The sequence below is a fragment of the Streptomyces chryseus genome, from assembly GCF_014650755.1.
Lineage (GTDB): Bacteria > Actinomycetota > Actinomycetes > Streptomycetales > Streptomycetaceae > Streptomyces > Streptomyces chryseus.
The window spans coordinates 109,581-134,828 of sequence record NZ_BMVO01000009.1 but is presented as its reverse complement, the minus strand read 5'-3'; the positions used below and the strand labels follow the sequence as shown (position 1 = coordinate 134,828).

Sequence of the window (25,248 nt, the reverse complement as noted above, 5' to 3'; positions counted from 1 at the left end):
GTCTCAGAGCCGTACGACAGCCTCGGCCCGCCTCGCACCCACCGACCGGCCGCGGGGGCGGGCCCAAGCCAGGGGGCGGGCCGCGCAGGGGGCCACTGCTGGGGATGCAGAGCGTGCCGTGTGGGCAGCAGCGGGCTTCGCGCCCGCGCCCCCCGCCCGCGTCACGCGGTCCCGGACGGCGTCCCCGGAGCCGCCCGCCCCCGTCCCACGACCCCGCGCCAGGCCCCCGGCACCGCGTCCGCGACGTCGTGCGCCCCCACCGGCGCCCCGCCGAGCACGCCGTCGCCCCCCTGCCCGCCCGCCGCCAGCCGCCCCGCCAGCCCGTGCAGGTACGCCGCGACCGACCCGGCGTCCATCGCCCCCAGCCCCGCCGCCAGCAGCGCCCCCGCGAGCCCGGACAGCACGTCACCGCTGCCCGCCGTGGCCAGCCAGGGCGTCCCGGTCGGGTTCACCCGCACCGGCCGCCGTACCGCGAACCCCGCACCGCCCGGCGGCGCCACCAGCGTCGTGGACCCCTTCAGGAGCACGGTCGCCCCGTACAGCGCGGCCAGCTCCCGCACCGCGACCAGCCGCCCCGCCTCCACTTCCTCCCGGGAGACCCCGAGCAGCGCCGCCGCCTCCCCCGCGTGCGGCGTCAGCAGCGTCGGCGCGTCGCGGCCCCGCACCCGCTCCGGCTCCAGGGGCCGCAGCCCGTCCGCGTCCACCAGCACCGGCACGTCCGACGCCAGTACGTCCTCCAGCGCGCCGTCCGCGTCCTCCCCGAGCCCCGGCCCGACGACCCACGCCTGGACCCGCCCGGCCTTCGACGGCGGCCCCGCGTGCACCAGCGCCTCCGGGAAGCGCGCGACGACCGCGTCCGCCCCGTGCCCCACGTACCGCACGGCCCCGGCCCCGCCCCGCAGCGCCCCGGCGACCGCGAGCACCGCCGCCCCCGGGTACCGCTCCGAGCCTGCGACGACGCCCACCACCCCGCGCCGGTACTTGTCGCTCTCCGCGCCGGGGACCGGCAGCAGCGCGGCCACGTCCGCGTGCTGGAGCGCCTCGACGTCGGCCTCGGCCGTCCCGAGGTCGAGCCCCAGCTCGACCAGCCGCACGGCGCCCACGTACTCCCGGGCGGGATCGATCAGCAGCCCGGGCTTGTACGTGCCGAACGTCACAGTGGCGTCGGCCCGCACGCACTCCCCCCGGACCTCCCCGCTGTCCGCCTCGACCCCGCTGGGCAGGTCCACGGCGACGACGACCGCCCCCGAGTCCCGCGCGGCCCGCGCCAGCGGTACGGCGGCGTCCCGCAGGCCGCCCCGGCCGCCGATCCCGGTGATCCCGTCGACCACGAGGTCCGCCCGCGCGAGCACCCCGAGGGCGTCACCCGCGACCCGGCCCCCGGCCGACCGCAGCGCCGCGAGGCCGCCCGCGTGCACCCGCTCGGCGTCCAGCAGCACCGCCGTGACGCCCGCGCCGCGCCGGGCCAGCCGCGCCCCCGCGTACAGCGCGTCGCCGCCGTTGTCCCCGCTGCCGACGAGCAGCACGACCCGTGAGCCGTACACCCGCCCCAGCAGCCCCGCGCACACCACGGCGAGGCCGGCCGCGGCCCGCTGCATGAGAGCGCCCTCGGGGAGCCGGGCCATCAGCTCCCGCTCGGCGGTCCGGACGGTCTCCACGCCATACGCGGCACGCATCGGCTGCTCCACCTCATCCTTCGGCAATGACGACCGCGGAGGCGACCCCCGCGTCATGACTGAGCGACACGTGCCAGGACCGCACCCCGAGCGCCTCCGCCCGCGCCAGCACGGTCCCGCTCACCCGCAGCCGCGGCCGGCCGCTGTCCTCGACGTACACCTCCGCGTCCGTCCACTGCAGCCCGGCCGGCGCGCCCAGCGCCTTCGCGAGGGCCTCCTTCGCCGCGAACCGCGCGGCGAGCGAGGCCGTGCCGCGCCGGTCGCCGCTCGGCAGGTACAGCTCGCTGTCCAGGAACAGCCGGCGCGCCATCTGCGGCGTGCGCTCCATCGACGCCCCGAAGCGCTCGATCTCGGCGACGTCGATTCCCACCCCGATGATCATTCGCTCACTCCACCGTCACGGACTTCGCCAGGTTCCGGGGCTGGTCGACCTCGTTGCCCCGGGCCGTGGCCAGCTCGCACGCGAAGACCTGCAGGGGCACGGTGGACACCAGCGGCTGCAGGAGCGTCGGCGTGGCCGGGATCCGGATCAGGTGATCGGCGTAAGGGACGACCGCCTCGTCGCCCTCCTCCGCGATCACGATGGTCCGCGCCCCCCGGGCCCGGATCTCCTGGATGTTGGACACGATCTTGTCGTGCAGGACGGACCGGCCCCGGGGCGACGGCACGACCACCACCACCGGCAGGTCCTTCTCGATGAGCGCGATGGGCCCGTGCTTGAGCTCGCCGGCGGCGAATCCCTCCGCATGCATGTACGCGAGCTCCTTCAGCTTGAGCGCCCCTTCCAGCGCCACCGGGTACCCCACGTGCCGGCCCAGGAAAAGCACCGTGTTCTTGTCCGCCAGCGACCGGGCCAGCTCGCGTACCGGCTCCATGGTCTCCAGGACCCGCTCCACCCGGTCCGCGACGGCGGACAGCTCGCGTACGACGTCCCGTACCTCGTCCCCCCACTTCGACCCGCGCACCTGCGCCAGGTACAGCGCGACGAGATAGCAGGCGATGAGCTGCGTCAGGAACGCCTTGGTGGAGGCGACGGCGACCTCGGGGCCGGCGTGCGTGTAGAGCACCGCGTCCGACTCGCGCGGAATGGTCGACCCGTTCGTGTTGCACACGGCCAGCACCTTCGCGCCCTGCTCCCGCGCGTGCCGCAGCGCCATCAGCGTGTCCATGGTCTCGCCGGACTGCGAGATCGCGATCACCAGCGTCCGCGCGTCCAGGATCGGGTCGCGATAACGGAACTCGCTCGCCAGCTCGGTCTCGCAGGGAATGCGCGTCCAGTGCTCGATGGCCAGCTTCGCGATCATCCCCGCGTGGAAGGCGGTCCCGCACGCGATGACCACGATCTTGTCGATCTCCCGCAGCACGGAGTCGGGGATCCGCACCTCGTCCAGCGTCAGGGACCCGGCCGGATCGATCCGCCCCAGCAGCGTGTCGGCGACCGCCTTCGGCTGCTCGGCGATCTCCTTCAGCATGAAGTAGTCGTAACCGCCCTTCTCGGCGGCGGAGGAGTCCCAGTCGATGTGGTACGACCGTGCCTCGCCGGGGGCGCCGTGGAAGTCGGTGACCGCCACCGACACCCCGGCCGCCCCGCCGCCCTCGGCGTCTCGCCGCAGTTCGACGACCTGGTCCTGCCCGAGCTCGATCGCCGACCGCGTGTACGCGATGAAGGCGGCGACGTCGGAGGCGAGGAAGGCCTCCCCCTCGCCGAGGCCCACCACCAGCGGCGAGTTCCGCCGCGCCCCCACCACCACGTCGGGCTCGTCCGCGTGCACGGCGACCAGCGTGAACGCCCCGTCGAGCCGCCGGCACACCAGCCGCATCGACTCCGCCAGGTCCCCGCACGAGGAGAAGGACTCGGCGAGGAGGTGCGCCACCACCTCGGTGTCGGTCTCCGACACCAGCTCGTGCCCGCGCTCGGCCAGCTCGGCCCGCAGCTCGGCGAAGTTCTCGATGATCCCGTTGTGCACGACGGCGACGCGCCCCGCGTTGTCCAGGTGCGGGTGCGCGTTGGTGTCGGTGGGACCGCCGTGGGTGGCCCACCGGGTGTGTCCGATGCCCGTGGCCCCGGCCGGCAGCGGCCGTCCCACGAGCTCCTTCTCCAGGTTGACGAGCTTGCCCGCCTTCTTCGCCGCCGCCAGTCCGCCGTCGGCGAGGACGGCCACGCCCGCCGAGTCGTAACCCCGGTACTCCAGCCGCTTCAGTCCCGCGACGACAACATCAAGCGCCGACTGCCCGCCGACGTACCCCACGATTCCGCACATGTCCGCACCCTACGGCCGACGCCCCCACGTGACCGAGCACACCACCCACGACGACCCCGCAGACCCGACAATGGCGGTGTGATCACTTCGCCGCCACGAAGCTCCCCGCGTCGGCCGGACGCCTCGCCGTACCTGGACCTCACCCGGGCGGAGTGGAGCGCGCTGCGCGAGAAGACCCCGCTGCCCCTCACCGCAGAGGAGCTCGAACGGCTGCGCGGCCTGGGCGACGTCATCGACCTCGACGAGGTACGGGACGTCTACCTCCCGCTGTCCCGCCTGCTCAATCTGTACGTACAGGCGACCTCCGGTCTGCGGGGCGCCCTGAACACCTTCCTCGGCGACGGCGGCGACGGCCACGGCTCCCAGCGCGGCACCCCCTTCGTCATAGGGGTCGCCGGCAGCGTCGCCGTCGGCAAGTCGACCGTCGCCCGCCTGCTCCAGGCGCTGCTGGCCCGCTGGCCGGAGCACCCGCGCGTGGAGCTGCTGACCACCGACGGCTTCCTCTACCCCATGGCGGAGCTCGAGCGACGCGGCCTGACGGGCCGCAAGGGCTTCCCCGAGTCGTACGACCGGCGCGCCCTCACCCGCTTCGTCGCCGACATCAAGGCCGGCAAGGACGAGGTCACCGCCCCCGTCTACTCCCACCTGATCTACGACATCGTGCCGGGCGAGCGCCTCACGATCCGCCGCCCGGACATCCTGATCGTCGAGGGCCTGAACGTCCTGCAGCCCGCGCTGCCCGGCAAGGACGGCCGCACCCGCGTGGGCCTCGCCGACTACTTCGACTTCAGTGTGTACGTCGACGCCCGCGCCGAGGACATCGAGAGCTGGTACCTGGGCCGCTTCCGCAAGCTGCGCGCGACGGCGTTCCAGGACCCGTCGTCGTACTTCAGGAAGTACACGCAGGTCTCCGAGGAGGAGGCCCTGGACTACGCCCGTACGATGTGGCGGACCATCAACAAGCCCAACCTGCTGGAGAACGTGGCGCCCACCCGCGGCCGCGCCACGCTGGTGGTGCGCAAGGGCCCCGACCACAAGGTCCAGCGCCTGTCGCTCCGCAAACTCTGAGGAGTAAGCCCCGTGCTGCACCTGCGTCTGATCGTCCCCGCCGACCGCACCGACGAGGTCGTCCGCACGGTGGAGCAGACGGTCGGCACGACGCACCTCGCCGTCGTGCCCGGAGCGGCCCGCGACCCGGCGGGCGACCTCGTGCTGTGCGACGTGGCGCGCGAGGCGGGCGACGACCTCATCGCCGCTCTGCGCACCATGGGCATCGACGAAACGGGCTCGATCGCGGTCGAGAACATCGACCTCTCACTGTCCCGGCGCGCCGACCGGGCGGAGGAGAACGCGCCGGGCGAGGGCGCGGACGCGGTGCTGTGGGAGCAGTTGGCGGACGCGACCCACGAGGAATCGACGCTCTCCGTCACCTACATCGCTTTCCTGTCGCTGGCCACGATGATCGCGGCCTGCGGCGTGGTGCTCGACAACGCGATCCTGATCGTGGGCGCCATGGCGGTGGGTCCGGAGTTCGGCCCGCTGGCCGGGTTCTGCACGGCGCTGGTGCGGCGCGCGCCGAAGCTGGCGTGGCGCTCGTTCACCGCGCTGATCGTCGGCTTCGCGGTGGCCATGGCCGTCACCGTCGTGTTCAGCCTCTTCATGGACGCGACGGGCCTGTTCACCGAGGCGAAACTGGACGCCGACCGCCCCAACACCGGCTTCATCTACGCCCCCGACTGGTTCTCGTTCGTCGTGGCCGTCCTGGCCGGCGCCGCCGGGATGCTGTCCCTCACGTCGGCGAAGTCCGGCGCCCTGGTGGGGGTGGCCATCTCCGTGACGACGGTCCCGGCCGCGGCCAACGCGGCGGTGGCGCTGAGCTACGGGGACGTGCAGCAGACCTGGGGCTCCACCGAGCAGCTCCTGCTGAACCTGCTGGGCATCGTCGTCGCCGGTACGCTCACGCTGCTCATCCAGAAGTTCCTCTGGGCGTGGCAGCGCGAGCGCACCGTACGCAAGAGCGCCTAACCGAGCGCGGACTTCACCACGTCGGCGAGCCGCCCCGCGACCGCCTTCGCCTGCTCGATGTCGGCCGCCTCGACCATGACCCGCACGAGCGGCTCGGTGCCCGAGGAACGCAGCAGCACCCGCCCGGTGGCGCCCAGTTCGCGCTCGGCGTCGGCGACGGCCGCCGCCAGCTCGGCGGAGGTGGTGACGCGTGACTTGTCGACGTCCGGCACGTTGACGAGGATCTGCGGCAGCCTGCTCATGACCCCGGCGAGGTCCGCGAGCGTACGCCCGGTGGCGGCCACCCGCGCGGCCAGCATCAGGCCGGTCAGGGTGCCGTCGCCGGTGGTGGCGTGGTCCAGCACGATCACGTGCCCGGACTGCTCGCCGCCCAGCGCGTACCCCTCGGCCTTCATCGACTCCAGTACGTACCGGTCGCCGACGGCGGTCTGGACGAGCTCGATGCCCTCGCGCTCCATGGCCAGCTTGAAGCCGAGGTTCGACATGACGGTGCCGACCACGGTGTTCTTGCGCAGCTGACCGGCCTCGCGCATGGCGAGGGCGAGCACGGCGAGGATCTGGTCGCCGTCGACCTCACGGCCCTCGGCGTCCACGGCCAGGCACCGGTCGGCGTCGCCGTCGTGCGCGATGCCGAGATCGGCGCCGTGCTCGACGACGGCGGCCTGGAGCATCTCCAGGTGCGTGGAGCCGCACCCGTCGTTGATGTTCAGCCCGTCCGGGTCGGCGCCGATCGTGACGATCTCGGCGCCGGCCCGGGCGAAGGCCTCGGGGGAGACGCGCGAGGCGGCGCCGTGCGCCTCGTCGAGGACGACCTTGATCCCGTCGAGCCGGTTCGGCAGGACACCGATCAGGTGGGCGATGTACTGGTCGAAGCCCTCGTCGTAGGCGGTGACCCGGCCGACGCCCGCCCCGGTAGGCCGCGCCCAGGGCTCACCGGTGCGGTGCTGCTCGTACACGGCCTCGATCCGGTGCTCCAGCTCGTCGGCCAGCTTGTGCCCGCCGCGCGCGAAGAACTTGACACCGTTGTCCGGCATGGCGTTGTGGCTGGCGGAGAGCATGACGCCGAGGTCGGCCCCGAGCGCCCCGGTCAGGTACGCCACCGCCGGGGTGGGCAGTACGCCCACGCGCCGCACGTCGACGCCCGCGCTGGCCAGACCCGCCACGACGGCGGCCTCCAGAAACTCCCCCGACGCACGCGGATCGCGTCCGACCACGGCGGTCGGCCGATGCCCCTCAAAGGTGCCCGCCTCGGCGAGCACATGCGCCGCAGCGACCGACAGACCGAGCGCGAGCTCGGCCGTCAGGTCCCCGTTGGCGACGCCGCGCACACCGTCAGTGCCGAAGAGTCGTCCCACTGGTGTCCTCCGAAAATGCTCCGAAAATGCAAGGTGGCTACAAGCGATAAACGAACGCCCCGGCAGCACACGAGGTGCCGCCGGGGCGAACGTCTGATGCAGGCGAGCAGGCGGATTAGCGCTTGCTGTACTGCGGCGCCTTACGGGCCTTCTTCAGACCGGCCTTCTTGCGCTCGACCGCACGGTCGTCGCGGGAGAGGAAGCCGGCCTTCTTCAGCGTGGCGCGGTTGTTGTCCACGTCGGCCTCGTTCAGCGCGCGGGCGACACCGAGACGGAGCGCACCGGCCTGACCGGAGACACCGCCACCCGCGATGCGGGCGATGACGTCGTAGCGGCCGTCGAGCTCGAGCACCTTGAAGGGCTCGTTGACTTCCTGCTGGTGGACCTTGTTCGGGAAGTAGTCCTCGAGCGTACGCCCGTTGATCTTCCACTTGCCGGTGCCCGGAACGATCCGGACGCGGGCGATGGCGTTCTTGCGACGGCCCAGGCCGGCCGCCGGCTGCGGGTCACCGAAGCGGCCCGCGAGGGACTCGCTGGTGTACTCGCCCTCGACGGGAACCTCGGACTCGAAGGTGGTCACCTCGGCGAAGGTCTCTTCGGCCTCGGAACCCTCGACGGGCGTCTCAACAGTGGTCTCGGCCACGATTCTCCTCAGATTTCTTTCGTTCTTAGGGGGTGTGGCCGGAACTACTGCGCGACCTGGGTGATCTCGAACGGCACCGGCTGCTGGGCAGCGTGCGGGTGCTCGGGACCTGCGTAGACCTTCAGCTTGGAAAGCATCTGACGCCCCAGGGTGTTCTTGGGGATCATGCCCTTGATGGCCTTCTCGACGGCCTTCTCGGGGTTCTTCGCCAGGAGCTCGTCGTAGCGCACCGAACGGAGACCGCCCGGGAAACCGGAGTGGCGGTACGCCATCTTCTGGGTCTTCTTGTTGCCGGACAGGTGAACCTTGTCGGCGTTGACGATGATGACGAAGTCACCCATGTCCATGTGCGGGGCGTAAATCGCCTTGTGCTTGCCCCGCAGGAGGGTGGCGGCAGTCGTCGCCAGACGGCCCAGGACGATGTCCTGCGCGTCGATGATGTGCCACTGGCGCGTGACATCGCCGGGCTTGGGGCTGTACGTACGCACGGTCGTAGCCTTCGCTTCTTCAGTGAGTGGGTCCTGACAAGGCCACTGGGACGATCACGACAGCCTTGGCCGCATTCGGGGACGCAACCCGTCTGCCTGCCGCTGGTCATCGGCCCTGTGGACCGGCGTAAGGGCCCCTCGCGTGAGAACGACCAAGCCAATACGCATAACGAACTGGAAGCCTACCCGCCTGCCCCCGTACGGGTCAAAACGGCCCGGCGGGGCCCGTCGGCACCCCCTCGCGCCGCCGGCCGCCTATCGTGCCCGGTCCACCCGCCGCTCGTCCCACACCGGCTCCGCCGTCTCCCGTACGACTCCGTCCGACCCGAAGACCAGGTACCGGTCGAAGGACTTCGCGAACCACCGGTCGTGCGTGACGGCGAGCACCGTCCCGTCGTACGCGTCCAGCCCCTCCTGGAGCGCTTCGGCGGACTCCAGGTCGAGGTTGTCCGTCGGCTCGTCCAGCAGCAGCGCGGTCGTCCCCTCCAGCTCCATCAGCAGGATCTGGAACCGCGCCTGCTGCCCGCCCGACAGCCGGTCGAACGCCTGGTCCCCCTGGCGCTCCAGCTCGTACCGCCGCAGGGCGCCCATGGCTCCGCCCCGGTCCTTGGAGTGCTCGGACCACAGGATGTCGACGAGCGTGCGCCCGACCAGCTCGGGATGCGCGTGCGTCTGCGCGAAGTGCCCGGCCACCACCCGCGCGCCCAGCTTCCACTGCCCCGTGTGCCGGACGTCCTCCCCGGCGAGCAGCCGCAGGAAGTGCGACTTGCCGGAGCCGTTCGACCCGAGCACGGCGACCCGCTCCCCGTAGTAGACCTCCAGGTCGAACGGCTTCATCAGCCCCGTGAGCTCCAGCCCCTCGCACACCACGGCCCGCACGCCGGTGCGCCCGCCCCGCAGCCGCATCCGGATGTCCTGCTTGCGCGGCGGCTCCGGCGGGGGGCCCGCCTCCTCGAACTTCTCGAACCGCGTCCGCATGGCCCGGTACCGCGAGGCCATGTCGGGGCTGCTCGCGGCCTGCCCGCGCAGCCTCAGCACCAGCGCCTTGAGCCGGGCGCGCTCCTCCTCCCACCGGCGCAGGAGCTCCTCGAACCGCGCGAACCGCTCGGCCCGCGCCTCGTGGAAGGTGGCGAACCCGGCGCCGTGCACCCACGCGTCCGCGCCGGCCGGCCCCGGCTCCAGGCTCACGATCTTGTCGGCGGCCCGGGAGAGGAGCTCGCGGTCGTGGGACACGAAGAAGACCGTCTTGCGGGTCTCCTTCAGCCGCTCCTCCAGCCACCGCTTGCCCGGCACGTCCAGATAGTTGTCCGGCTCGTCCAGCAGCAGCACCTCGTCCGGCCCCCGCAGCAGCGCCTCCAGCACGAGCCGCTTCTGCTCACCGCCGCTGAGTGTGCGCACCTCGCGGAACTGCGCCTTGTCGTACTCGATGCCCAGCGCCGCCATGGAGCACATGTCCCAGACGGTCTCGGCGTCGTACCCGCCGACCTCCGCCCAGTCGGACAGCGCCTGCGCGTAGGCCATCTGCGCCTTCTCGTCGTCCACGGTCAGGATGGCGTGCTCGGCCCGGTCGACAGCGGCGGCCGCCTCCCGGATCCGGTCCGTGGACACCGAGACCAGCAGGTCCCGCACCGTCCGCTCGTCCCGCACGGACCCCACGAACTGGCCCATCACCCCGAGACCGCCGCTCACCGTGACCGTCCCGCCGTGCGGCTGGAGCTCCCGGGAGATCAGGCGCAGCAGGGTCGTCTTGCCCGCCCCGTTGGGCCCGACCAGGGCCACGACGGCGCCCTCCCCCACCCGGAAGGAGACGTCGCCGAGCAACGGCCGCCCGTCCGGCAGGTAGTACTCGACGTGTGCGGCCTCAAGATGTCCCATGCACCGCATTCTCGCCGCCGTCCGCCGCATCACCCAACCGGATTAGGATGCGCGGCATGAGCTTTGGGCAAGGGGGGCCCTCCTGGGGTGGCCCCGAGGGACAGCAGAGCCCTCAGGATCCGTACGGAACACACTCGACGTCCGACACGCCGGACTGGGCGGCGCTCGCCGACGCCTCCGCCGCGCGCGCCCGCCGCAGGCGCTGGACGTACATCGGCGGCGGCGTGCTGGCGACCGCCGTGGTCGGCGCCATCGTCGCCACCGCCGTCGTCACCACGAACAGCAACGACCCGGACAACGGCACCACCACCTCCGCGAGCGGTCTGCCGACCCCCGAGACCCTGCCGACCGGGTCCGCGCAGCCCGGCCCCTCGTTCTCGTCCCAGGCGCCGCCGCCCCCGCCGAACCCGAGGGACTTCATCTCCAGCGCGCAGAAGGACAAGCTGCCGCTGAGCGCCGACTCCCTCTTCCCCGGCAAGAAGCTGAAGTTCGGCGACCGCGCGTACGCCAAGGGCGCGACGAACCGCACGACCACCTGCTCCGCCGGCGCCCAGGGCGCGCTGGGCGCCGTACTGACCAACAACGGCTGCGACCAGCTCATCCGCGCCACGTACTCCACGAACGGCGTCGCCGTCACCGTCGGCGTGGCGGTCTTCGACACCGCCGCCCAGGCCCTGAAGGCCAAGGAGCAGGCGAGCGGCGGCCTCGCCTCCCTCCCCGGCGCCGGCGTCCCGACCTTCTGCCGGGCCGGCGCGATCTGCCGCAAGACCACCAACGCGTACGGCCGCTACGCCTACTTCACGGTGGGCGGCTTCACCAGCGGCAGGAACGTCGTCACGACCGACAAGGGCGTCTACACGGCCGGCGACGACCTGGCGGAGTTCACGTTCCGCCAGATCCACCAGCGCGGCAAGATCCAGGCGTCAGCAGCAGCCGGCTCCTGAGCCGGGCAGGGTCCGCATGTTGCGGGCCTGCCGGGCCCGCTCCGCCAGCAACGCGTCGGCGGGGTAGCCGACTTCCTCCAGGGTGAGGCCGTGCGGGCGTACGACATGGACCGACGAGTCCCGTACGCCCGCGGCCAGCACCTTCCCGGGCCAGTCCGCGTCCCGGTGCCCGTCGCCGACGAACAGCATCGCGCCGACCAGCGAGCGCACCATGTTGTGGCAGAAGGCGTCGGCGCGCACGGTCGCGGTGATGATCCCGTCCGCCCCGCGCTCCCAGCTCAGCTGCTGGAGGGTGCGGATGGTCGTCGCGCCCTCGCGCCTCTTGCAGTACGCCGCGAAGTCGTGCTCGCCGACCAGCCGTTCGGCCGCCCGGTTCATGGCGTCGACGTCCAACGGCCAGTCGTGCCACAGGACATGCCCGCGCAGCAGCGGGTCGACGCCCCCCGGGTCGTCCGTCACGCGGTACGCGTAGCGCCGCCAGACGGCCGCGAACCGGGCGTTGAACCCCGCGGGGGCCTCGGCGACCTTCCAGACCCGCACGTCGTGCGGCAGCCGCCCCGCGAGCCGCCGCAGCAGCTTGTCGTGGTGCTCGGCCCAGACGTCCTCCGGCAGGTCGACGTGCGCGACCTGGCCGCGCGCGTGCACCCCTGAGTCCGTACGACCGGCGACCGTCAGCTCGTACGTCCGCGAGGACCGCGTGACGGTCCGCAGCGCGCTCTCCAGCTCGCCCTGGACCGTGCGCCGCTCGGTCTGCTTCGCCCAGCCGGAGAAGTCCTTGCCGTCGTACGAAAGATCCAGCCGGACCCGCACGAACCCCGGCGCCGCACCCTCAATGTCCTCGCTCACCAGCGCATCCTCTCAAAGCAGCAAAAAACAGAGCGGGCCCGCACCGCCCCGAAGGGTGATGCGGGCCCGCCCGGTGGAATCAGAACGCTCAGGCGTCCTTGGACTCACCCTCGGCAGCCTCGGCGGCCGGAGCGTCGTCCTGAGCAGCCTCGTCCTTCTTGGCTGCGTCTTCCTTCACCGCGCGCTTCGTCGCGGCCTCGGCCTCACCGGTGGCCTGCTGGGCCACGGTCAGGGCCTCGACCAGCTCGATGACCGCCATCGGGGCGTTGTCGCCACGACGGTTGCCGATCTTCGTGATGCGGGTGTAACCACCGGGGCGGTTCTCGTACCGCGGGGCGATCTCGGTGAAGAGCGTGTGCACGACGCTCTTGTCCGTGATCGTCTGCAGCACCAGGCGACGGTTGTGGATGTCGCCCTTCTTCGCCTTGGTGACCAGACGCTCGGCGACGGGGCGCAGGCGGCGGGCCTTGGCCTCGGTCGTCGTGATGCGGCCGTGCTCGAACAGCGACTTCGCCAGGTTGGCGAGAAGCAGACGCTCGTGCGCGGCGCTGCCGCCCAGACGGGCACCCTTTGCGGGACGCGGCATGGTGTTTCTCCTCGTGTCTGCACCGGCCGTATCAGGTACCGGTGTCAGTTACCGGCGAGCTGCTGCCCGCCGGAAGTTTCTAGTACTGCTCGGTCTCGACGAAACCGGCGTCCGCGTCGTCGTCGGCGCCGAAGGCGTCGGCGGCGGCGGTCGGGTCGAATCCGGGCGGGCTGTCCTTGAGGGCCAGGCCCATGCCGGCCAGCTTCGCCTTGACCTCGTCGATCGACTTCGCACCGAAGTTGCGGATGTCGAGCAGGTCGGCCTCGGAGCGCGCCACGAGCTCACCCACGGAGTGGATGCCCTCACGCTTGAGGCAGTTGTACGAACGAACGGTGAGCTCGAGCTCCTCGATCGGCAGCGCCAGGTCGGCGGCGAGGGCGGCGTCCGTGGGGGACGGGCCCATGTCGATGCCCTCGGCGTCGATGTTGAGCTCGCGCGCCAGACCGAACAGCTCGACCAGGGTCTTGCCGGCGGACGCCATGGCGTCACGCGGGCGCATGGCCTGCTTGGTCTCGACGTCGACGATCAGCTTGTCGAAGTCGGTGCGCTGCTCGACACGGGTCGCCTCGACCTTGTACGTGACCTTGAGCACCGGCGAGTAGATGGAGTCGACCGGGATACGGCCGATCTCCTGGCCCACCTGCTTGTTCTGGACGGCGGAGACGTAGCCGCGACCGCGCTCGACGGTCAGCTCCATCTCCAGCTTGCCCTTGCCGTTGAGCGTGGCGAGCACCAGGTCGGGGTTGTGCACCTCGACGCCGGCCGGCGGGGCGATGTCAGCGGCGGTGACCAGACCCGGGCCCTGCTTGCGCAGGTACATCACGACGGGCTCGTCGTGCTCGCTGGAGACGACCAGCTGCTTGATGTTCAGGATGAGGTCGGTGACGTCCTCCTTGACACCCGGCACGGTGGTGAACTCGTGCAGGACGCCGTCGATCCGGATGCTGGTGACAGCGGCACCGGGGATCGAGGAGAGGAGCGTACGGCGAAGGGAGTTACCGAGGGTGTAACCGAAGCCCGGCTCGAGGGGCTCGATCACGAACCGCGAGCGGTACTCGTCGACGACCTCTTCGGTCAGCGACGGACGCTGAGCGATAAGCATGAGAAATGCCTCCAGTCTTGGCACCCACTATTTGATGCCAACTACTACAAGGGTACGGGCGGCACGGCCCGAAGGACCGTACCGCCCGAGTACAACGCGGTCGGAGTGAAGGTCGGTCTTCACCCGTCACGCACTGCAACAACCTGGATCAGACGCGGCGACGCTTGGGCGGCCGGCATCCGTTGTGCGGGGTGGGGGTGACGTCCTGGATCGAGCCGACCTCGAGGCCGGTGGCCTGGAGGGAGCGGATCGCGGTCTCACGGCCGGAGCCGGGACCCTTGACGAAGACGTCGACCTTGCGCATGCCGTGCTCCTGCGCGCGGCGGGCGGCCGACTCGGCGGCCATCTGCGCGGCGAAGGGGGTGGACTTGCGCGAGCCCTTGAAGCCGACGTGGCCGGCGGAGGCCCAGGAGATCACGTTGCCCGAGGGGTCGGTGATCGAGACGATCGTGTTGTTGAACGTGCTCTTGATGTGGGCGTGCCCGTGAGCGACGTTCTTCTTTTCCTTGCGGCGCACCTTCTTGGCGGCGCCCTGACGACCCTTGGGGGGCATCTATATCTCCTACGGGAGGTGGTCGGTCCTACAGCGAAGACCGCTGATGAGCGTCCGGCTGAGGACTACTTCTTGCCCGGCTTCTTCTTACCGGCGATGGCGCGACGCGGGCCCTTGCGGGTACGAGCGTTGGTGCTGGTGCGCTGACCGTGGACCGGCAGGCCGCGGCGGTGACGCAGACCCTGGTAGCAGCCGATCTCGACCTTGCGGCGGATGTCGGCCTGCACCTCGCGACGGAGGTCACCCTCGGTCTTGAAGTTGACGTCGACGTACTCGCGGATCTTGACGAGGTCTTCCTCGCCGAGGTCGCGAACGCGCGTGTCGGGGTTCACGCCGGTGGCGGCGAGGGTCTCCTTGGCACGGGTGCGACCGATGCCGAAGACGTAGGTGAGGGCGACCTCGATACGCTTTTCGCGCGGGAGGTCAACGCCTTCAAGGCGTGCCATGCATGGCTCCTGTTTGCTCGGAGGTCTTCCGCAGAACCGTTCCGTGGCCGCCGTACGAGGTACGTTCCAGGTCCCCGGCCTCCGCCGGAGGTGTCAGCACCCTCGGGTGCTGGGTTCTGCGTATGTACGTATTTACGTGCGTCGCGCGAAGTTCTGCGAGATGCAGGGGGTCGTGCGTCAGCCCTGGCGCTGCTTGTGGCGCAGGTTGTCGCAGATGACCATGACCCGGCCGTGACGGCGGATCACCTTGCACTTGTCGCAGATCTTCTTGACGCTCGGCTTGACCTTCATGGGATGTGAGGTTCTCCGGGTCAGTGCCACCACCCCGTGAGACACGGGGCGCGGGCAAGATCTACTTGTACCGGTAGACGATCCGGCCACGCGTCAGGTCGTACGGAGACAGCTCCACCACGACCCGGTCATCCGGGAGGATGCGGATGTAGTGCATACGCATCTTGCCGCTGATGTGCGCTAGGACTTTGTGACCGTTCTGAAGTTCCACCTTGAACATTGCGTTCGGGAGGGACTCGATCACGGTGCCCTCGATTTCGATGGCACCTTGCTTCTTGGCCACGCTTCGCCCTTCGAATCGGCTACCTTGATCGACTTACGCACCCGTATGCAGGCATACGGGCACACGCGAGCCGACTAGTCAGTGTACGTCAGGCGCCCGGAAAAGACGAATCCGGCAAGTGTGCCCAACAGTCAAGATCATTACGCCGTTCAGCCCAGCGGATCGGGGGCCGCGGTGATCCCGTACTCCGCCAGCTTCGCCTTGCCGCCGTCGACGGCGGTCAGGACCAGCGGTCCCTCCTCCGTCAGCGCCACGGAGTGCTCCCAGTGCGAGGACCAGGTGCCGTCGGTGGTGACGACGGTCCAGTTGTCCTCCAGGACGTCCGTCTGCGCCGTACCGAGGCTCACCATCGGCTCGATCGCCAGGCAGAAGCCGGGGACCAGCTTCGGGCCCTTGCCGCGCTTGCGCGTGACGTAGTTCAGCAGGTGCGGGTCCATGTGCATCTCGGAGCCGATGCCGTGGCCGCCGTAGTCCTCGATGATCCCGTACTTGCCGGTGGCCGGACGCGGCTGGCGGCGGATGTACGACTCGATCGCCTTGGAGATGTCGACCAGCCGGTTGCCCAGCTTCATCGCGGCCAGGCCGGCCCACATCGACTCCTCGGTCACCCGGGAGAGCTCGATCAGCTCGGGCGCGTGCCCGGTGCCGACGAAGGCGGTGTACGCGGCGTCGCCGTGCCAGCCGTCGACGATCGCGCCCGCGTCGATCGAGATGATGTCGCCGTCCTTCAGGACCGTCTTCTCGTCCGGGATGCCGTGGACGACGACCTCGTTGACCGAGGTGCAGATGGTGGCGGGGAAGCCGCCGTACCCGAGGAAGTTCGACTTCGCGCCGTGCTCGGCGAGCACCTTGCGGGACACCTCGTCCAGATCCCTGGTGGTGGCGCCCGGAACGGCCGCCTCACGCGTGGCCGCGTGGACGGCGGCGACGACCAGCCCCGCCTCGCGCATCTTCGCGATCTGCCCGGGGGTCTTGATCTCCACCATGTGTGTGCCTTCCACCTTCGCTGTCACTACGTACCACGTACTGCGTACCACGCGCTTCCGCGCTCAACAGTACGGCCGCGGCGCCTCTCGGACACCGCGGCCGCAACCGTCGTACTGCTCGCTCGATCAGCCCTCGGGGGAGGACTTCTTCAGGGCTTCCATCGCGCGCCTGGTCACTTCGTCGACCTTGCCCAGCGCGGAGATGGTGACCACCAGGCCCTGAGCCTTGTAGTGGTCGATGATCGGCTCCGTCTCGCTGTGGTAGACCTCCAGCCGGCGGCGCACCGTTTCCTCGGTGTCGTCGCCGCGCTGGTACAGCTCGCCGCCGCAGACGTCGCAGACGCCGTCCTGCTCGGGCGGGCTGTACGTCACGTGGAAGACGTGGCTGGAGTCGTTGCGGCAGGTACGGCGGCCCGCGATGCGCTTGACGACCTCGTCCTCGGGTACTTCCAGGTCCAGCACGCCGTCGAGCTGCTGCCCCTCGGCCTTCAGCCACTCGTCGAGCGCCACGGCCTGCGAGACGTTCCGCGGGAAGCCGTCCAGCAGGAACCCGCCCTCGGCGTCGGGCTTGGACATGCGGTCCTTGGCCATCCCGATGGTGACCTCGTCCGGTACCAGGTTGCCGGCGTCCATGAACGCCTTCGCCTGCTTGCCCAGCTCCGTGCCCTGGCTGATGTTGGCGCGGAAGAGGTCGCCCGTGGAGATGTGCGGGATCTTCAGGTTCTTGGCAAGGAACGCGGCCTGCGTTCCCTTGCCCGCACCGGGCGGCCCGACGAGGACGATTCGCATCAGCGGAGGAACCCTTCGTAATTGCGCTGCTGGAGCTGGCTCTCGATCTGCTTCACGGTCTCCAGACCCACACCCACGATGATCAGGATGCTTGTTCCACCGAAGGGGAAGTCCGCGTTCGCGCCGAAGCCCGCCAACGCCATCGTCGGCACAAGAGCGATCAGACCCAGATACAGCGAGCCCGGCCACGTGATCCGGTTGAGCACGTAGCTCAGGTACTCGGCGGTAGGCCGACCTGCCCGGATACCCGGGATGAAGCCACCATACTTCTTCATGTTGTCGGCGACTTCCTCGGGGTTGAACGAGATCGCCACATAGAAGAAGGCGAAGAACACGATCAACAGGAAGTACGTGGCGATGTAGATGGGCTTGCCATCCACGAAGTTCGCCTGAATCCACGTGCCCCAGCCGGAACTTGCCCCGCCACCGCTGAACTGGACGATCAGCATGGGGATGTAGAGCAGGGACGAGGCGAAGATGACCGGGATCACACCGGCCTGGTTCACCTTGAGCGGGATGTACGTGGACGTACCGCCGTAGGACTTGCGGCCGATCATGCGCTTCGCGTACTGGACGGGGATCCTGCGCTGCGCCTGCTCGACGAAGACCACGAGCCCCACCATGGCGAAGCCGACCAGGATCACCACACCGAACTCGATCCAGCCGTTCGCGAGATCGCCCTGCTTCTTGATGGCCCACAGCGCGCCCGGGAAGCCGGCGGCGATCGAGATGAACATCAGGATCGACATGCCGTTGCCGATGCCGCGGTCGGTGACGAGCTCACCGAGCCACATGACGGCCGCGGTGCCCGCGGTCATCGTGATCACCATGGTGATCGTCACGAAGATGGACTTGTCGGGGACGATCTGGCCGGCGACCGGGCAGCCCTGGAAGATCGCGCCGTTGCGGGCGGTGGCCACCAGGCCGGTGCCCTGCAGCACGGCCAGCGCGACCGTCAGGTAACGCGTGTACTGCGTGATCTTGGCCGTACCGGACTGCCCCTCCTTCTTGAGGGCCTCCAGTCGCGGGATGACCACGGTCAGCAGCTGCAGGATGATGCTCGCCGTGATGTACGGCATGATGCCGAGCGCGAAGATCGTGATCTGCAGCAGGGCGCCACCGCTGAACAGGTTGACGAGCCCGAAGAGCCCGCCAGTCTGCGCCTGGTCGACACAGGTCTGAACGTTCTTGTAGTTGACGCCGGGAACCGGAACATGGGCCCCGAGCCGGTACAGCACGATGATGCCCAGTGTGAAGAGCAGCTTCTTGCGCAGGTCGGGCGTCTTGAACGCCCGGGCGAACGCGGTGAGCACGGTGCCTCCTGCGACCCCCGCGCTACTGCGTCAGAGGTGACGGTATTGAGGATCGACGAATCCGACGGAACAACGAGTTGCGACTAGTACACGAATACAAGCAGTCAAAAGCCGTGCGGGCGCACCGCACGGAAGTTAACGGTGCACGCCACCATACCGGCGACCATGCCCCCCTTGGAACGACCAACCGGGGATGCCCCTTTTGGGAGGCATCCCCGGTCGGTGTTCAAGCCATCGGGCTCGTCTCTCAGACGAGCTCGGTGACGGTGCCGCCAGCGGCAGCGATCTTCTCCTTGGCGGAGGCGGAAGCGGCGTCAACCGTCACCGTCAGCGCCACGGAGACCTCGCCGGCGCCGAGCACCTTGACGAGCTGGTTCTTACGCACCGCACCCTTGGCGACCAGGTCGGCCACCGTGACCTCTCCACCCTGCGGGTAGAGCTCGGCGAGCTTGTCCAGGTTCACGACCTGGTACTCGGTGCGGAACGGGTTCTTGAAGCCCTTGAGCTTCGGGAGACGCATGTGGAGGGGCATCTGCCCGCCCTCGAAGCGCTCCGGAACCTGGTAACGGGCCTTGGTGCCCTTGGTACCACGACCTGCGGTCTTACCCTTGGACGCCTCACCACGACCCACACGGGTCTTGGCGGTCTTGGCGCCCGGGGCGGGCCGGAGGTTGTGGACCTTCAGCGGGTTGTTCTCCGCCATGTCAGTCGACCTCCTCAACCGTCACGAGGTGGCGGACGGTGTGAACCATTCCGCGGAACTCGGGGCGGTCCTCCTTGACAACCACGTCGTTCAGGCGCTTGAGCCCGAGCGAACGCAGGGTGTCGCGGTGGTTCTGCTTGCTGCCGATGTACGACTTCGTCTGCGTGATCTGGAGACGGGCCATTACGCACCCGCTCCCGCACGCGCACGGAGCAGGGCCGCGGGGGCCACGTCCTCGAGGGGCAGACCACGGCGAGCCGCGATCTCCTCGGGACGCTGCAGACCCTTGAGGGCCGTCACAGTCGCGTGGACGATGTTGATGGGGTTCGACGAGCCGAGCGACTTCGACAGGATGTCGTGAACGCCGGCGCACTCGAGCACGGCACGCACCGGGCCACCGGCGATAACGCCGGTACCGGGGGAGGCCGGCTTGAGCAGGACGACGCCCGCAGCCTTCTCGCCCTGAATCGGGTGAGGGATGGTGCCCTGGATGCGCGGAACCTTGAAGAAGCTCTTCTTGGCCTCTTCAACGCCCTTGGCAATGGCCGCGGGAACTTCCTTGGCCTTGCCGTATCCGACGCCTACAGTGCCGTCACCGTCGCCCACCACGACCAGCGCGGTGAAGCTGAAGCGGCGACCACCCTTGACAACCTTGGCGACACGGTTGATCGCGACAACGCGCTCAACGTAAGCGGTCTTCTCGGCGGCAGCGCCACCGTCGCGACCCTTCCGGTCCCGCCGCTCGCCGCCACCGGCACCGCTTCCGCGGCGCTGGGGTCCAGCCATTGGATTTACCTCTCTCTGTTACGTCCGTTAGTCCCGGAACCGGGGCTTAGAACTTCAGCCCGGCTTCGCGGGCGGCGTCAGCCAGAGCGGCAATGCGCCCGGCGTACCTGTTGCCACCACGGTCGAACACGACGGCCTCGACGCCGGCAGCCTTGGCACGCTCGGCGACAAGCGCGCCGACCTGCTGGGCCTGGGCGCTCTTGTCGGCCTCGCCACCGCGGATCGAGGCGTCCAGGGTCGACGCCGACGCGAGCGTGTGGCCCGCGATGTCGTCGATGACCTGAGCAACGATGTTGCGGTTGGAGCGCGTCACGACCAGGCGAGGACGCTCCGGCGTACCGGAGACGTGCTTGCGGACGCGGATGTGGCGGCGCTTGATGGCAGCGCGCTTGTACGCGTCACCCTTGGCGATCTTTACACCGTATGCCATGGCTTACTTACCCGCCTTTCCAACCTTGCGGCGGATAACCTCGCCGGCGTACTTGACGCCCTTGGCCTTGTACGGGTCGGGCTTCCGCAGCTTGCGGATGTTAGCGGCGACCTCGCCGACCTTCTGCTTGTCGATGCCCTCGACGCTGAGCTTCGTGGGCGACTCGACCTTGAAGGTGATGCCCTCGGGGGCCTCAACGACGATCGGGTGGCTGTAGCCCAGGGCGAACTCCAGGTTGGAGCCCTTCGCCTGGACGCGGTAACCGACACCACTGATCTCGAGCGCCTTGGTGTAACCCGTGGTCACGCCGGTGATCATGTTCGCCACCAGCGTGCGGGACAGGCCGTGGAGGGCCTTGTTCTGACGCTCGTCGTTCGGGCGGGTGACGCTGAGCACGCCGTCCTCACCCTTGGTGACCTCGATCGGCGCGGCGACGGTGTGCGTGAGGGAACCCTTGGGGCCCTTCACCGCGACCGTGCGGCCATCGATGGTGACGTCCACACCGGCGGGAACCTGGATGGGGAGCTTGCCGATTCGCGACATTAGCTTTCCTTCCTTTCCCGACTACCAGACGTAGGCGAGGACTTCCCCACCTACGCCCTTCTTGCCTGCCTGCTGGCCGGTCAGAAGACCGTGCGACGTGGAGATGATCGCCACGCCCAGGCCGCCAAGGACCTTCGGCAGGTTGGTGGACTTCGCGTACACGCGCAGACCCGGCTTCGAGATCCGCTTGATGCCCGCAATGGAGCGCTCACGGTTCGGGCCGAACTTCAGCTCGAGAACGAGGGACTTGCCGACTTCGGCGTCCTCGACCTTCCAGCCGGTGATGAAGCCCTCCTGCTGGAGGATCTCCGCGATGTGCGACTTGATCTTGCTGTGCGGCATAGCCACGGTGTCGTGGTACGCCGAGTTCGCGTTACGCAGACGAGTCAGCATGTCCGCGATCGGATCAGTCATGGTCATGAATTGGCCTTCGGCCTCTCTCGCCGGGGTTTCCTGTATGCGCCATCCCTCTCCCCACTCAGTGGCGGGACGGGTGCGGTGCGGGGACCTACGGCGTAGTAAGTCGGTCAGGGCGGCAGGCGCCCAACCCCGCAAGCCTACGGCATGCGGGGTCGGGCTCCTGCCGACCAGATACTTACCGAGAGCCTCTGGAAATCCGTACGCCCGAAGGGCAGTACTGGACTACCAGGAGCTCTTGGTCACGCCCGGCAGCTCGCCACGGTGAGCCATCTCACGAAGGCACACGCGGCACAGGCCGAACTTGCGGTAGACGGAGTGCGGCCGGCCGCAGCGCTGGCAACGCGTGTACGCGCGCACAGCGAACTTCGGCTTGCGGGCCGCCTTAGCGATCAGGGCCTTCTTCGCCACGGTCAGTTCTCCTTGAACGGGAAGCCGAGGTGACGAAGGAGGGCACGACCCTCGTCGTCGTTGGTCGCCGTGGTGACCACGGTGATGTCCATGCCCCGGACCCGGTCGATCTTGTCCTGGTCGATCTCGTGGAACATGACCTGCTCCGTGAGACCGAACGTGTAGTTGCCACGGCCGTCGAACTGCTTCGGCGACAGACCACGGAAGTCACGGATACGCGGCAGCGCGAGCGACAGCGTACGGTCCAGGAACTCCCACATGCGGTCACCGCGGAGGGTGACGTGGCAGCCGATCGGCTGACCCTCGCGCAGCTTGAACTGCGCGATGGACTTCCGGGCCTTGGTGACGGCCGGCTTCTGGCCGGTGATCGTGGTGAGGTCGCGGATGGCGCCGTCGATCAGCTTGGAGTCGCGGGCGGCGTCGCCCACACCCATGTTGACCACGATCTTGACGAGACCGGGGATCTGCATGACGTTCTCGTACGAGAACTCTTCACGCAGCTTGCCCGCGATCTCCTCGCGGTAGCGCAGCTTCAGACGCGGCGCGGTGGTGGTAGTCATCAGATGTCCTCACCAGTCCGCTTGGCAACGCGGATCTTGTTGCCCTCGTCGTCAAAGCGGTAGCCGACGCGAGTAACGACCTTCTTGCCGTCCTTCTCAACAACCAGCTGCACGTTGCTGACGTGGACCGGGGCCTCGGTCGTCACGATGCCACCGGTCTGCGAACCGCGAGCGGTCTGACCGGCCTTGGTGTGCTTCTTGACCCGGTTGACACCCTCGACGAGGACGCGGTTCTCGCGGGGGAAGGCCACGATGACCTTGCCCTGCTTGCCCTTGTCCTTACCGGTGATGACCTGAACCAGGTCGCCCTTCTTGATCTTCATGCTTACAGCACCTCCGGCGCGAGCGAGATGATCTTCATGAACTTCTTCTCGCGCAGCTCACGGCCCACCGGGCCGAAGATACGGGTGCCACGAGGGTCGCCGTCGTTCTTGAGAATGACAGCGGCGTTCTCGTCGAAGCGGATGTACGAGCCGTCCTGGCGGCGGCGCTCCTTGACGGTGCGAACGATGACCGCCTTGACGACGTCACCCTTCTTCACGTTGCCGCCGGGGATCGCGTCCTTGACGGTGGCGACGATGACGTCGCCGATGCCCGCGTAGCGGCGACCCGAGCCACCGAGAACACGGATGGTGAGAATTTCCTTCGCACCCGTGTTGTCGGCGACACGCAGTCGCGACTCCTGCTGGATCACGTCTATCTCCTGATCGTCTGCCGGTTCCCGGCAGGGACGCCTGGGCGCCCCTGCCGAGCCTGGCGGAACTACTTAGAAGGAAACCCTTCTAAGGATTTACTTGGCCTTCTCGAGGATCTCGACGATGCGCCAGCGCTTGCTCGCCGACAGCGGACGCGTCTCCATGATGACAACGCGGTCGCCGACGCCTGCGGCGTTGGACTCGTCGTGAGCCTTGAGCTTGTTCGTACGGCGGATGACCTTGCCGTACAGGGCGTGCTTGACGCGGTCCTCGACAGCGACGACGACGGTCTTGTCCATCTTGTCGCTGACGACGAGACCCTCACGGGTCTTGCGGAAACCGCGCTGCTCAGTCGTCTCAGTCACATTCTTCTCGCTCATCAGGCGCTCTCCACCGTCTCGATGCCCAGCTCGCGCTCACGCATCAGGGTGTAGATCCGGGCGATGTCCTTACGGACGGACTTGAGCCGGCCGTGGTTCTCGAGCTGTCCGGTCGCCGCCTGGAAGCGGAGGTTGAACAGTTCTTCCTTGGCCTCACGGAGCTTGGCGACGAGGTCCTCGTCGTTCAGCTCGCGCAGCTCAGTCGCCTTCGTACCGGCCACCATCACGACTCACCTGCCTCGCGCCGAACAATCCGGCACTTCATCGGAAGCTTGTGAGCAGCGCGGGTGAGCGCCTCACGAGCAATCTTCTCGTTCGGGTAGGACAGCTCGAACATGACCCGGCCCGGGTGCACGTTCGCGATCCACCACTCGGGAGAACCCTTACCGGAACCCATGCGGGTCTCGGCGGGCTTCTTCGTCAGCGGACGGTCCGGGTAGATGTTGATCCAGACCTTGCCGCCACGCTTGATGTGGCGGGTCATCGCGATACGAGCAGCCTCGATCTGGCGGTTCGTCACGTAGGCCGGGGTCAGCGCCTGGATGCCGTACTCGCCGAATGCGACCTCAGTGCCACCCTTCGCCATACCGCGGCGCTTGGGGTGGTGCTGCTTGCGGTGCTTGACCCTACGAGGGATCAGCATTTCGGTCAGGCCTCCGTTCCGGTGCTCTCAGCCGGAGCAGCGGCGGCGGGAGCGTCGGCCTTGGGGGCCTCTGCTGCCGGTGCGCCCTGCTGCGGCTTGCGGCCGCGGCCGCCACGCTCGCCACCACGACCGCCACGGCCACCGGCCGGACGGTCGGCCGCGCCGCCACCACGGGCCGGGCGGTTACCCGCACGGGCCGCGGCGTTCTCGGCACGGACCTCGGCGATGTTCTTGACGTCGCCCTTGTAGATCCAGACCTTCACGCCGATACGGCCGAAGGTCGTCTTGGCCTCGAAGAAGCCGTAGTCCACGTTCGCGCGCAGCGTGTGCAGCGGCACACGGCCCTCGCGGTAGAACTCGGACCGGGACATCTCGGCGCCGCCGAGACGGCCACCACACTGGATCTTGATGCCCTTGGCGCCGGCCTTCATCGTGCCCTGCATGCTCTTGCGCATGGCGCGACGGAAGGAGACGCGGGAGGAGAGCTGCTCGGCAACGGCCTGAGCGACCAGCTGAGCGTCCATCTCGGGGTTCTTGACCTCGAGGATGTTCAGCTGGACCTGCTTGCCCGTGAGCTTCTCGAGGTCGCCGCGGATGCGGTCGGCCTCGGCGCCACGGCGGCCGATGACGATGCCCGGACGAGCGGTGTGGATGTCCACACGCACGCGGTCACGGGTGCGCTCGATCTCCACCTTCGAGATGCCGGCGCGCTCCATGCCGGACGTCATCATCCGACGGATGGCGACGTCTTCCTTGACGTAGTCCTTGTACAGCTTGTCGGCGTACCAACGGGACTTGAAGTCCGTGGTGATGCCGAGCCGGAACCCGTGCGGGTTTACCTTCTGGCCCATTACCGGGAACCTTCCTTGCTGCTGACGACCACGGTGATGTGGCTGGTCCGCTTGCGGATCCGGTAGGCACGGCCCTGAGCACGCGGACGGAACCGCTTCAGGGTCGGGCCCTCGTCGACGTACGCCTCGCTGATGACCAGCGAGGAGGCGTCCGTGTGGTCGTAGTTGTGCGCAGCGTTGGCAATGGCGCTGTCAAGCACCTTGCCTACCGGCACGCTCGCGGCCTGCGCGGCGAAACGCAGGACCGCCTGAGCCTCCGTGGCATCCATGCCACGGATAAGGTCCACCACGCGGCGGGCCTTCATGGGCGTGACGCGGATGTACCGCGCCTGGGCCCTGGCTTCCATGGTTGTCCCTTCGGTGTCGT

At 69.0% G+C, this 25,248-nt stretch carries 35 protein-coding genes; 3 read left to right on the top strand and 32 right to left on the bottom strand.

The window, feature by feature from the left end; all coding sequences use genetic code 11:
- Positions 1–161: 161 nt before the first annotated feature.
- Genes IE185_RS16565 through glmS form a run of 3 tightly spaced genes read right to left on the bottom strand, consistent with a single transcriptional unit; the run spans position 162 to position 3,937 of the window.
- A complete protein-coding gene (locus IE185_RS16565) occupies positions 162–1,676 on the bottom strand; it encodes an NAD(P)H-hydrate dehydratase (protein ID WP_189715402.1) in 1,515 nt (504 codons plus the stop codon).
- A 13-nt stretch (positions 1,677–1,689) separates the two neighbouring features.
- A complete protein-coding gene (locus tag IE185_RS16560; protein ID WP_138899344.1) occupies positions 1,690–2,058 on the bottom strand; it encodes a holo-ACP synthase in 369 nt (122 codons plus the stop codon).
- A 4-nt stretch (positions 2,059–2,062) separates the two neighbouring features.
- On the bottom strand, positions 2,063–3,937 hold the full coding sequence (gene glmS, locus IE185_RS16555; RefSeq protein ID WP_189715401.1) for a glutamine--fructose-6-phosphate transaminase (isomerizing): 1,875 nt from the start codon (positions 3,935–3,937) through the stop codon (positions 2,063–2,065).
- Positions 3,938–4,015: 78 nt separating this feature from the next.
- On the opposite strand from glmS, the gene coaA reads away from it, so the two are divergent.
- Complete coding sequence (coaA, locus tag IE185_RS16550; RefSeq protein ID WP_138894212.1) at positions 4,016–5,005, top strand: type I pantothenate kinase; 990 nt, start codon at positions 4,016–4,018, stop codon at positions 5,003–5,005.
- 12 nt (positions 5,006–5,017) lie between these two features.
- Complete coding sequence (locus tag IE185_RS16545) at positions 5,018–5,962, top strand: DUF389 domain-containing protein (protein ID WP_138894211.1); 945 nt, start codon at positions 5,018–5,020, stop codon at positions 5,960–5,962.
- On the opposite strand, the gene glmM is transcribed toward IE185_RS16545, so the two are convergent.
- The 4 genes from glmM to IE185_RS16525 form a co-directional block, all read right to left on the bottom strand.
- Positions 5,959–7,317 (bottom strand): phosphoglucosamine mutase, encoded by a 1,359-nt coding sequence (glmM, locus tag IE185_RS16540; RefSeq protein WP_138894210.1) that lies wholly within the window; start codon positions 7,315–7,317, stop codon positions 5,959–5,961. The two genes, IE185_RS16545 and glmM, sit on opposite strands and share 4 nt — an antisense overlap.
- 115 nt (positions 7,318–7,432) lie before the next feature.
- Complete coding sequence (rpsI, locus tag IE185_RS16535) at positions 7,433–7,960, bottom strand: 30S ribosomal protein S9 (RefSeq protein WP_028812350.1); 528 nt, start codon at positions 7,958–7,960, stop codon at positions 7,433–7,435.
- Between the two features lie 44 nt (positions 7,961–8,004).
- Complete coding sequence (gene rplM / locus IE185_RS16530) at positions 8,005–8,448, bottom strand: 50S ribosomal protein L13 (protein ID WP_069927435.1); 444 nt, start codon at positions 8,446–8,448, stop codon at positions 8,005–8,007.
- Between the two features lie 255 nt (positions 8,449–8,703).
- A complete protein-coding gene (locus IE185_RS16525; RefSeq protein ID WP_138894209.1) occupies positions 8,704–10,332 on the bottom strand; it encodes an ABC-F family ATP-binding cassette domain-containing protein in 1,629 nt (542 codons plus the stop codon).
- Positions 10,333–10,379: 47 nt separating this feature from the next.
- Here IE185_RS16525 and IE185_RS16520 point away from each other — a divergent pair, with 47 nt between their 5' ends.
- Entirely contained in the window at positions 10,380–11,267 is an 888-nt protein-coding gene (locus tag IE185_RS16520; RefSeq protein ID WP_138894208.1) for a hypothetical protein, read from the top strand.
- On the opposite strand, the gene truA is transcribed toward IE185_RS16520, so the two are convergent.
- The 25 genes from truA to rplV form a co-directional block, all read right to left on the bottom strand.
- A complete protein-coding gene (truA, locus tag IE185_RS16515) occupies positions 11,247–12,113 on the bottom strand; it encodes a tRNA pseudouridine(38-40) synthase TruA (protein WP_138894207.1) in 867 nt (288 codons plus the stop codon). The two genes, IE185_RS16520 and truA, sit on opposite strands and share 21 nt — an antisense overlap.
- A gap of 88 nt (positions 12,114–12,201) precedes the next feature.
- A complete protein-coding gene (gene rplQ, locus IE185_RS16510; RefSeq protein ID WP_028812355.1) occupies positions 12,202–12,699 on the bottom strand; it encodes a 50S ribosomal protein L17 in 498 nt (165 codons plus the stop codon).
- Between the two features lie 79 nt (positions 12,700–12,778).
- Positions 12,779–13,801, bottom strand: coding sequence for a DNA-directed RNA polymerase subunit alpha (locus IE185_RS16505; RefSeq protein WP_003956430.1), 1,023 nt, complete (start codon positions 13,799–13,801; stop codon positions 12,779–12,781).
- Between the two features lie 148 nt (positions 13,802–13,949).
- Positions 13,950–14,354, bottom strand: coding sequence for a 30S ribosomal protein S11 (gene rpsK, locus IE185_RS16500; RefSeq protein WP_003956432.1), 405 nt, complete (start codon positions 14,352–14,354; stop codon positions 13,950–13,952).
- A 65-nt stretch (positions 14,355–14,419) separates the two neighbouring features.
- Entirely contained in the window at positions 14,420–14,800 is a 381-nt protein-coding gene (rpsM, locus tag IE185_RS16495; RefSeq protein ID WP_138894206.1) for a 30S ribosomal protein S13, read from the bottom strand.
- 177 nt (positions 14,801–14,977) lie between these two features.
- Positions 14,978–15,091, bottom strand: coding sequence for a 50S ribosomal protein L36 (rpmJ, locus tag IE185_RS16490; protein WP_003956441.1), 114 nt, complete (start codon positions 15,089–15,091; stop codon positions 14,978–14,980).
- Between the two features lie 61 nt (positions 15,092–15,152).
- Positions 15,153–15,374: a translation initiation factor IF-1 gene (infA, locus tag IE185_RS16485; RefSeq protein WP_003956442.1), complete on the bottom strand. Its 222-nt coding sequence runs from the start codon at positions 15,372–15,374 to the stop codon at positions 15,153–15,155.
- 149 nt (positions 15,375–15,523) lie between these two features.
- The gene (gene map / locus IE185_RS16480; RefSeq protein WP_138894205.1) at positions 15,524–16,360 is read right to left on the bottom strand and encodes a type I methionyl aminopeptidase; all 837 of its coding nucleotides are present in this window, start codon (positions 16,358–16,360) and stop codon (positions 15,524–15,526) included.
- A gap of 126 nt (positions 16,361–16,486) precedes the next feature.
- On the bottom strand, positions 16,487–17,149 hold the full coding sequence (locus tag IE185_RS16475; RefSeq protein WP_138894204.1) for an adenylate kinase: 663 nt from the start codon (positions 17,147–17,149) through the stop codon (positions 16,487–16,489).
- Positions 17,149–18,462, bottom strand: a complete 1,314-nt coding sequence (secY, locus tag IE185_RS16470; RefSeq protein ID WP_138894203.1) for a preprotein translocase subunit SecY — start codon at positions 18,460–18,462, stop codon at positions 17,149–17,151. Before secY ends, IE185_RS16475 begins: the two co-directional genes overlap by 1 nt.
- A gap of 247 nt (positions 18,463–18,709) precedes the next feature.
- Complete coding sequence (gene rplO, locus IE185_RS16465; RefSeq protein ID WP_138894202.1) at positions 18,710–19,165, bottom strand: 50S ribosomal protein L15; 456 nt, start codon at positions 19,163–19,165, stop codon at positions 18,710–18,712.
- A 1-nt stretch (position 19,166) separates the two neighbouring features.
- Complete coding sequence (gene rpmD, locus IE185_RS16460) at positions 19,167–19,349, bottom strand: 50S ribosomal protein L30 (protein ID WP_028812361.1); 183 nt, start codon at positions 19,347–19,349, stop codon at positions 19,167–19,169.
- On the bottom strand, positions 19,349–19,951 hold the full coding sequence (gene rpsE / locus IE185_RS16455; protein WP_028812362.1) for a 30S ribosomal protein S5: 603 nt from the start codon (positions 19,949–19,951) through the stop codon (positions 19,349–19,351). Before rpsE ends, rpmD begins: the two co-directional genes overlap by 1 nt.
- A 46-nt stretch (positions 19,952–19,997) precedes the next feature.
- The gene (gene rplR, locus IE185_RS16450; RefSeq protein WP_028812363.1) at positions 19,998–20,381 is read right to left on the bottom strand and encodes a 50S ribosomal protein L18; all 384 of its coding nucleotides are present in this window, start codon (positions 20,379–20,381) and stop codon (positions 19,998–20,000) included.
- Positions 20,382–20,384: 3 nt separating this feature from the next.
- Positions 20,385–20,924, bottom strand: a complete 540-nt coding sequence (rplF, locus tag IE185_RS16445; RefSeq protein ID WP_138894201.1) for a 50S ribosomal protein L6 — start codon at positions 20,922–20,924, stop codon at positions 20,385–20,387.
- 21 nt (positions 20,925–20,945) lie between these two features.
- Entirely contained in the window at positions 20,946–21,344 is a 399-nt protein-coding gene (gene rpsH / locus IE185_RS16440) for a 30S ribosomal protein S8 (protein ID WP_028812365.1), read from the bottom strand.
- A 222-nt stretch (positions 21,345–21,566) separates the two neighbouring features.
- On the bottom strand, positions 21,567–21,752 hold the full coding sequence (locus IE185_RS16435; protein ID WP_004571834.1) for a type Z 30S ribosomal protein S14: 186 nt from the start codon (positions 21,750–21,752) through the stop codon (positions 21,567–21,569).
- 2 nt (positions 21,753–21,754) lie between these two features.
- Positions 21,755–22,312 carry a 50S ribosomal protein L5 gene (gene rplE, locus IE185_RS16430; RefSeq protein ID WP_028812366.1) on the bottom strand — a complete coding sequence of 186 codons (558 nt, stop codon included), beginning with the start codon at positions 22,310–22,312 and terminating at the stop codon, positions 21,755–21,757.
- On the bottom strand, positions 22,312–22,635 hold the full coding sequence (rplX, locus tag IE185_RS16425; protein ID WP_028812367.1) for a 50S ribosomal protein L24: 324 nt from the start codon (positions 22,633–22,635) through the stop codon (positions 22,312–22,314). The genes rplE and rplX overlap by 1 nt, the downstream gene beginning before the upstream one ends.
- A gap of 2 nt (positions 22,636–22,637) precedes the next feature.
- The gene (gene rplN, locus IE185_RS16420; RefSeq protein ID WP_003966950.1) at positions 22,638–23,006 is read right to left on the bottom strand and encodes a 50S ribosomal protein L14; all 369 of its coding nucleotides are present in this window, start codon (positions 23,004–23,006) and stop codon (positions 22,638–22,640) included.
- 96 nt (positions 23,007–23,102) lie between these two features.
- Positions 23,103–23,387, bottom strand: a complete 285-nt coding sequence (gene rpsQ / locus IE185_RS16415; RefSeq protein ID WP_138894200.1) for a 30S ribosomal protein S17 — start codon at positions 23,385–23,387, stop codon at positions 23,103–23,105.
- Positions 23,387–23,611, bottom strand: coding sequence for a 50S ribosomal protein L29 (gene rpmC / locus IE185_RS16410; protein WP_138894199.1), 225 nt, complete (start codon positions 23,609–23,611; stop codon positions 23,387–23,389). Before rpmC ends, rpsQ begins: the two co-directional genes overlap by 1 nt.
- Positions 23,611–24,030, bottom strand: a complete 420-nt coding sequence (gene rplP, locus IE185_RS16405) for a 50S ribosomal protein L16 (RefSeq protein WP_028812370.1) — start codon at positions 24,028–24,030, stop codon at positions 23,611–23,613. The genes rpmC and rplP overlap by 1 nt, the downstream gene beginning before the upstream one ends.
- 5 nt (positions 24,031–24,035) lie before the next feature.
- Positions 24,036–24,881 (bottom strand): 30S ribosomal protein S3, encoded by an 846-nt coding sequence (gene rpsC / locus IE185_RS16400; protein ID WP_028812371.1) that lies wholly within the window; start codon positions 24,879–24,881, stop codon positions 24,036–24,038.
- A complete protein-coding gene (rplV, locus tag IE185_RS16395; protein WP_069927445.1) occupies positions 24,881–25,228 on the bottom strand; it encodes a 50S ribosomal protein L22 in 348 nt (115 codons plus the stop codon). Before rplV ends, rpsC begins: the two co-directional genes overlap by 1 nt.
- Positions 25,229–25,248 lie beyond the last annotated feature (20 nt).